Genomic DNA, 8,589 nt, shown 5'->3' with positions numbered 1-8,589 from the left:
TAAATGTAAGCGGAAGCAGAACTAATGGAAACAGGGCATTTGTAGATAATCAAAGTTCATTTATTGTGGGAGAGGGAAGCAATCTTCATGTTGGAACTCTCGAAAATACTGGTGCAGTAATTGGAAAACAAAGCGATAACAGCACAACATTCAAGATTGACAACTATATAGCCAAAAATATCTACAATGAAGACACAATGACAACTACTGGAGGCTCAATAGGAGCTTCGCTTGGAGGAAAGCCAAGAATCACAAGTGCAGGCTTCAATCAGGACAGCAGGGACAAGGAAGGTATTACAAGAAACACAGTAGTTGGAAATGTGGAGATACAGAATGCTTCAGGAGATGAGATAAACAGGGATTTATCAAAGGCAAATGAAATAACGAAAGATACTCACAGAAGCACGAATATCAATGTGGAGCCACAGGTTATAGAATATATTTCAAATCCAACAAGGTTCAAGGAAGATCTGGAAGTAGCAATACTTGAAGGAAAAGCTACAGGAGAAACTATATTAAAGTCCATAGAAAATGCTGTAAATGGAAGAAAGAGCAGCGACATTGGAGATCCTGAAAGAAGAACAATCAATGAAATCAAGGAAAGCATAATAAGGGTTAAGACAGCTCCTGAAATGAATCTAATAGCAACTGGAGATTTAAATTCAGAGAAAATATTAAAAGAGCTTGATATATCAGCAGTAGAAAAATATGATCCTGATAATCCGAATTTACCACCAAAAGTAAGAGCTAGAGTAGATAAACTAGCTCAAAAGGGTGAAGTACCTGGTATTTTCTATGACAAAATTACTAACAAAATTTTCGTAGATGAGAATATAACGGATGAAGCAGTAATACGGGCAGGAATAGCAAGAGAATGGAAAATATCTGAAGACTTGAAAACTGGAAAAGGGAAAGAAAATGATGAGGGGCAGTTGAAGTCAACCGTAGCAGGAGAACTGGCCTATGATGACATGATGAAGAGGGCTAGGGAAGGCAAGACTGGGAGTATAAGTACAGGAGAGCTTAATGAGGCTGTTATGGATGTGGATAGTGAGGTTACGAGTGATAAAGCCTTGGAAGTGAAACCAGAAGATTTAAGAGCTTTGGGTTCAGCGATAAGCCAAGCTGATGGATCTTATCCTTATGCAGATGTGGTAGGTGGAGCTTTAAATGGAGCTGCATGGCTTATGGAAAATAATGCCAAAATAAAAAAACAACTCAACACATCAAAAGCTGCTGGTAAAGCTGTTGATGTTGCAAACACTATTGGAAATAGTGTTAGAATATTTGCTAAAAAACAAAGTAGAAAAAGTCAAAAAGAAAGGTCAACTAGACATCCAAGTTGGCAGGATAATAAACCACCAAAAAAAGGAGAGGATAGAGAAGCATATTTGAAGAGAATTTTAGATGAAAGATATGGAGAGGGTGGGTGGGATAAAGGACCTACATCAGATTATAATCAAATAAAAAAATCAATTGACAGAGGAGGAAATAGTGCATGGAATTCAGTAAACAAGTAAAACAAAAAATTTACATGCTATATTTTGATGATAATAAAAACTTTAGAGCATTAATAGGATTTTTTTCAAATAAGGAAAAAGCTAAAGAAATTATAGAAAAGAGAAAATTACAAGAAGGATTTAAAGATTTCCCTGAAGGATTTAAAATAAAAACAATGATTATTGGGAAAAATTATTATACAAAAGGGTTTAAATCAAAATGTTTAAAATGAATAATTAAAAAATAAATTTATTAGTTTTATTCTAAACAGTACTTGTTAAGTGTAAAAAGAGAAGATTGATAATTTAGAAAGCAGGAAAAAATGGAAATTTGGATTTTGTCACATGAATATGATTATGGAGACGTATATGATAAATATAAGTGGAATGAGGAAAGCAGGTTTTTAGGTGCATATTGTACTAAAAAAGAAGCACTGAAAGCATTGTTAAAATACCAGAAAATAAGAGGATTTTCTTCTCATCTGGATGGATTTTGGATAGTAAAACATAAAGTTGATAAAAATTTAGGATGGGAAGATGGTTATGTTACACATTATAAAGATAATTACATAAAAATTAATAACTCAAAAAATAAAAAATTATATATGCTTTCACACTTTTATTACGTTGATACAGAGAAAATAAAGGAAAAACACCGTATTCTCTCAATATGTTTGTCAAAATTAGAAGCTAAGAATAAAATAAAAGAATACAAAAAAATAGAAGGTTTTTCTTCACATATTTCTAATTTTTATATAGAAGAATATATTTTGGATGAAGTAGAAAAATAGGCATAGGTACAATAATTTAAAGTGTTGGATTGTTCATAAAAAATTTTAAATAATCATTTTGTTATAAAAGACAGCGATTATTTTTCTTTCGTTTTTATACATTCTAAATAATTAATGTAATAAATTTTGAAAATTCAGTAACTATTGATACGACAAAGCCAATAAAGTTAAGAAAAGGTTACGAGTATTTAGAATTAAATATTGAAAAGAGAAAAAAAGGCTATGATACGACAGCAGCTGGCACGATAAAGCCACTTCGCTTGGAGAGATATCTTCAGACGGGACAACTTACATCAAGGCTAATGAATATACTACAACTGGTGGAGCTCTGTCAACTAAGAATATGATCTGGGATGTCAATAACCTGAATGCAAATGCCTTGAAATTAAGCGGGGAAGACAGAAACGGAGTAGACAGCGACAACTACGGAAGATATAGCCAGACAACTCACCTGGGAGCTGGAATAGTTGTAGACACGACATCAGGAAGAATTGGGAATATGAACCTAGTAGGCTCAACTTTTGCAGGCGGAGATACTAATGGACTTGCAGTCAGCGGAAATGTAAATGTTGAATCAGTAGTGAACAGCTATGAAAATGAATCAAAGAGAACGAATAAAGGGTTCCTATCTTCAGACAGCCGTTATGTAAATGCTCACTAGGAAGAAAACGTTGCAAGCAACTTACAGCTTGGAAAGAATGCTGTAATTACAGGAAATGTTGAAGGGATAGGAAGTAACATTGTTCTTGGGGAAAACACCTTTGTAGGCGGAAAAGTTACAACGGACTCAAGAGAATTGCACAACAGCTACTATGAAAAGAACAGGAGCAAAGGATTTACTGGCGGAATAAGCCACGGTGGTGATGTTGAAGGGATAGGAAGTAACATTGTTCTTGGGGAAAACACCTTTGTAGGCGGAAAAGTTACAACGGACTCAAGAGAATTGCACAACAGCTACTACGAAAAGAACAGGAGCAAAGGATTTACTGGCGGAATAAGTCACGGCACAATTTCAGCTGGATATGGAAAATCACAGAACACATACGATGAAAAGAGTACAAAAAATGCAAAATCCAATCTGCAAGTTGGAAATGGCTCAGTCTTAAACAGGGGTGCAGAAATTACAGCCACAAACTTTGAATATGGAAATATCCAGATCAATAACGGCGATGTAAAATATGGTGCAAGAATTGATACAAGGGATGTGCATACTTCAAGCAAGAGCAGCGGATTTACAATATCAGCAGGAATAAACAGCCCAGCATTGGACAGGGCAAAACAGGTTGGCCAAGCTGTAAGTCAGATTAAGAATGGCGATACGGCAGGCGGAGCTATGGAAGCGATAAATGCCGCAACTGGTACAATTAAGGGGCTTGCAGATAATCAAGGGACAAGACAGACAAACTATGTAAATGGAAGCGTCGGTGCAAAAGGTGCAAGGGATGCCATGGCAAACAGCAACTTCTACGCCAACATCGGAGTAAACGCCGGATTTACACGTTCAAGAAGCAACACAAGTTCCCATACTGAAGGTGCGGCCGTAACAACATTAAAGCCAATGGATGAAAATTCAAGCATTACCTACAATAATGTAAACAACATAACGTATCAGGGAACACAGGCTCAGGGCGGAACATTCATCTACAACAACGTTGCAAATATTCAGAAGGAAGCTGTGGAACTTCACAACAGCTACAGCTCAAGCAGTTCGAGCAGAGGAATAAATGCAGGAGCTACAATAGGCTATGGACACAAATTGCAGACTACTGGAAATGGCGGAAGCATTTCAGCTAGTCAAAGTAACCAGAATACAGTTGAAACTGTCTATGCAAACGGAAACTTCAAGAATGTAAATGAAGTTCACAACAATACAGGCTCAATGGTATTGAACGGCTTTAATCAGGAAGGTGGAAAATTAACTGGAAACATTGGAAAAGTGGAAGTTATTTCAAGACAGAACACAAGTACAACGACTGGAAACTCAAGCGGAATAAGTCTTGGAATAAGTGCAAATGGAATGCCAAGCTCTGTAAATATAAATAGAAGCAGAACAAATGGAGATAGAGCATTCGTAGACAACCAAAGCACATTCATTGTCGGAGAAGGAAGCAGTCTTCACGTTGGAACGCTTGAAAATATAGGAGCTGTAGTTGGCAAGGAAGGAAACTCCACATTCAAGATTGATAGCTATGTTGGAAAAGATATTCAGAATCACGACACGATGAAGACAACAGGCGGATCACTTGGAATTTCAACAGGGAAACCGAGAATTACAAATGTTGGATTTAATCAGGACAGCAGGGACAAGCAGGGTATTACAAGAAACACAGTAGTCGGAGATGTTGAGGTAGGAGAATCTTCAGGAGATGAGATAAACAGGGACTTAAGAAAGGCAAATGAAGTTACGAAAGATGAACAACATTCGGCTAATATCAATGTTGAGAGCCAGACTATTGAAGCAATAACAAATCCGATGGAATATAGAAAAAAAATAGAGATTTTAATTTCTGAAATAAAAGAAAATTTTAATTTTAATAACAATACTAAATTTACAGTAGTTCAATTACCAGATCCAAATTATTCAGAACAGTTATCTGATGAAATTATTAGTTATGATGGAGAAAATAAATTTCTGTATGGAAATTATAGTGATGGTAGAAGTGTTTATGGGGAAGATGTATCAAGTATTATTCATAAAGTTGAAGATATAAAGAATGGTAAAATTTCAGAAAATGATGTATTTGTTATCATTAAAGGCAAAAAATATTTTATTTATCTTGATGACGCACACTATGATATTTTAAATGAAGTAAGTAAATATTCAAGTAGAAAAGACAATAATTTTGAATATGGTGGAATAATTTATAAAGTCACGGATGGAACTAAGACAGGGTATATGTATACTCCTGCAAATAGAGATAAGGGAGATTCTGTAAATTTAGGACTAGCAGAAAAATTTTATATTAATCCTCTAAAAAAATCTTTAGATAAACAAGTTAAACTAGAAATTGTTGCAGGTTATCATAGTCATGGTGCCTCTTATGATTTATATTTTGATAAAAATATACCAGGATATAACGTTACTACAGGGGATGGTAAGAAGATATCGTCTGGTAGTAAAAAATCAGCAAATTATTTTTCTTTAATTCCTCTACCACATATTCCTGATGAGACTAATGAATATTTATTGAGAAACAATGTTACTTCGGATACATTATATACATATTATCATAATCGAGAATTATCAGTAGTTACTCCTAGAAAAATTGGAATAAACGACACGGATATTATAAAACCTAGTATTTGGATATTTACTCCTGTAGATGTTATAAGACATAGAGGAACTTTAAAATATCTTGGTGTTTCAGATGATTATAGAAATCCATTAAATAAAAATAGGTTTTCAACTGAAAGTGGATCAGAAGCTGTACCAAATATTATATTTAATAATCAGTTTCATGATTTGAATATAATCAAAAGTTGGAATGAAGAATTGGAAGAAAAAATAAGAGGTGATTAAGTTGAAAAAGAATATTTTTATTTTAATATTCGCTATTAGCAGCTTCACTTACCCTAAAAATTTGGGTTACATTATTAAAAATAATACTATATTTTATAGAGAAGAAATTGAAGGCTCTAAAAAAGAATACGAATTACCATTTATTAATAAGGAAAGTTTTGAAATAATTGATGATACTTATGCTAAAGATAGTCTAAGTGCTTTTTATAAAGGAAAGAGAATAGATTTTTCTGATCCAAAGACATTTAAGGTGTTATCACAAAATATAGCTAAAGATAAATATAGAATTTTTTATAATGGTGAGATTTTAAGTAATAATTTGAACACAAAGGATATAGAATTAGTCAATAAATATTATATAAAGGATAACTACTATTATTATGGAATTAATGAATATAAAAGTAAAGATTATTCGGTTTATGGAAAAAATTTTACTAATAAAAATTTAGCAAAAATAACAAATAGAATAAAGATAAATTCAGATATGAAAATACAAGATGAATATTTAATTTCAAAAGAAAATATTTATTATTTAGGTAAAAAAATAGATAATATTGACTTGAATACTTTTCAAAATTTAAAATATGGAATATCAAAAGATAAAGATAATATTTACTTTAATGGAATTAATATAAAATTTTTAAATGGAATTGAACTAAAAGACAAAGATTTAAAAAATGTTGGCGAAAACTATTTTAGAAATAAAAATAATATTTATATTGTTACTGATTCTGATATAGATAATGAATTTTGGATTTATAAACTTAATTTAAGTTCTGATTTATTAGATTTTAAGGTAATTTCAAAAGATTATTTTATAAATAATGGAATAGGTTATTATAAAACTAATCAAATTGGAAAAATTGATAAGGAAACTTTTAAAATAATCAGAGATAAGTATTCAAAAGATAAAAATAATATCTATTTTGAAAATAAAATTATAAAAAATGTTGATAAAAATACATTTGAAATTTTAGGCTATGATTATTCAAAAGATAGAAATAATGTTTACTACCGTGATAAAATTTATTTAAATTTTATTCCTAAAAAAATTCAAGTAATTGATAAAATATTTTTAGTTACAGATGATAAAGTATATTTTAAATCTGACAAGAAGTCAGAAATAGAAAAAGATTTTTTTAAAATAATAGATGATAATTTTATTGCAATAAATGATGAAATCTACTATTTTATATTTGATGGTGGACTTCACAGTTTTAAAGTAGAAAACTCAAAAAAATTTAGGAATATAGGTTTTAATTATTATTCTGATGATAGTAATATTTATTATTATGATAAAAAAATAAAAAAAATAGATAAAAATTCAATTAGAATAATTAATAAAAATTATATTAGTGATAAGAATAATATTTTTTATAAAGGCAAAATATTAGAAAATATTGACAGGAGTACATTCGAAATTATGGATGAAGTTAATTCAAGGGATATAAATGGAAATTACATTGATAGATGTTATAATATTTTCAATGAATATTGCAATGAAAAATATACTCCCGAAATATATTAACATTATAATTATACATAAATATGAAAATCGACTCACGAGAACTTCGTAACAGCTATAGTTCAAGCAGAGGAATAAATGCAGGGGCTACAATTGGCTATGGACATAAGTTGCAGACTACTGGAAATGGCGGAAGCATTTCAGCTAGCCAAAGCAACCAGAATACAGTTGAAACTGTCTATGCAAACGGTAACTTTAAAAACGTAAATGAAGTCCACAACAACACAGGCTCAATGGTATTAAACGGCTTTAACCAGGAAGGCGGAAAAGTGGAAGTTATTTCAAGACAGAACACAAGCCCAACAACTGGAAGCTCAAGCGGAATGAGCCTTGGAATAAGTGCAAACGGAGTGCCAAGCTCTGTAAACATAAACGGAAGCAGAACAAACGGCTCAAGAGCATTTGTAGACAATCAAAGCACATTCATTATCGGAGAAGGAAGTAATCTTCACGTAGAAACGCTTGAGAATACTGGAGCTGTAATTGGAAAGGAAGGAAACTCCACATTCAAGATTGACAATTACGTTGGAAAAGACATACAGAATCACGACACAATGAAGACAACAGGCGGATCACTTGGAATTTCAACAGGGAAACCGAGAATTACAAACGTTGGATTTAATCAGGACAGCAGGGACAAGCAAGGTATCACAAGAAATACAGTAGTCGGAGATGTTGAGATAGCAGGAGCTGAGGGAAGCCCAATAAACAGGGATTTAGCAAAAGCCAATGAAGTAACGAGGGACACTCACAGCAGCACTAATATCAATGTAGAGAGCCAGACTATTGAGTATGCTACTAATCCAGCTAAATTGAAAGAGGATATTGGGAAAGCCAAAAAAGAGATAGCAGATGTGAAAAAAGCCATCAAGGAGTCAATCAACGACAGAGGAGATGACAACAGAAACTTCTTTGGACAGCTTAGAGAGGTAAGACTTAGTGAAACTGTAAACAACATAGCAGGTAAAAGACTTAATGAAGCTGACAAGTCAGAAGATGTAGTTTCAGCCTGGAAAGATGCCTACAAGGATTTAGGATACAACCTTGACGTAAAATATACAACTGGCGAAGATACTCCTGAGATGAAAAACAAGGCAGGAACAGCATACGTTTCAAAAGATGGAGTACATACAATAATAATCAACATAAATGCAAAAGAGAACTCAACAAAGGCAGGATTAATCGGAACACTTGCAGAAGAGGCAAGCCATATTGTAAATGGAGTGGCAGGAAGACAGATAGCGACTGGAACTG

General features: G+C 32.6%; 5 protein-coding genes and 2 pseudogenes. All 7 read left to right on the top strand.

The features are described from left to right. Nucleotides 1–1,520: pseudogene (locus tag K324_RS16425) on the top strand (hypothetical protein); the annotation flags it as partial. After that, nucleotides 1,499–1,732, top strand: coding sequence for a DUF7336 domain-containing protein (locus K324_RS0108980; RefSeq protein WP_026748854.1), 234 nt, complete (start codon nucleotides 1,499–1,501; stop codon nucleotides 1,730–1,732). The pseudogene K324_RS16425 and the gene K324_RS0108980, both read left to right, overlap by 22 nt. 90 nt (nucleotides 1,733–1,822) lie before the next feature. Beyond that, entirely contained in the window at nucleotides 1,823–2,290 is a 468-nt protein-coding gene (locus K324_RS0108975) for a hypothetical protein (protein ID WP_026748853.1), read from the top strand. A gap of 343 nt (nucleotides 2,291–2,633) precedes the next feature. Continuing rightward, a complete protein-coding gene (locus tag K324_RS16420) occupies nucleotides 2,634–2,951 on the top strand; it encodes a hypothetical protein (protein ID WP_026748852.1) in 318 nt (105 codons plus the stop codon). A gap of 135 nt (nucleotides 2,952–3,086) precedes the next feature. Further along, nucleotides 3,087–5,810 carry a hemagglutinin repeat-containing protein gene (locus tag K324_RS16415; RefSeq protein ID WP_026748851.1) on the top strand — a complete coding sequence of 908 codons (2,724 nt, stop codon included), beginning with the start codon at nucleotides 3,087–3,089 and terminating at the stop codon, nucleotides 5,808–5,810. Nucleotide 5,811: 1 nt separating this feature from the next. Next, nucleotides 5,812–7,338 (top strand): DKNYY domain-containing protein, encoded by a 1,527-nt coding sequence (locus K324_RS0108960; RefSeq protein ID WP_026748850.1) that lies wholly within the window; start codon nucleotides 5,812–5,814, stop codon nucleotides 7,336–7,338. Nucleotides 7,339–7,358: 20 nt separating this feature from the next. Continuing rightward, nucleotides 7,359–8,589: pseudogene (locus K324_RS15250) on the top strand (filamentous hemagglutinin N-terminal domain-containing protein); the annotation flags it as partial.

It is taken from the genome of Leptotrichia trevisanii DSM 22070 (assembly GCF_000482505.1).
Taxonomy (GTDB): Bacteria; Fusobacteriota; Fusobacteriia; order Fusobacteriales; family Leptotrichiaceae; genus Leptotrichia; species Leptotrichia trevisanii.
This window is presented reverse-complemented; position numbering and strand designations above follow the sequence as displayed.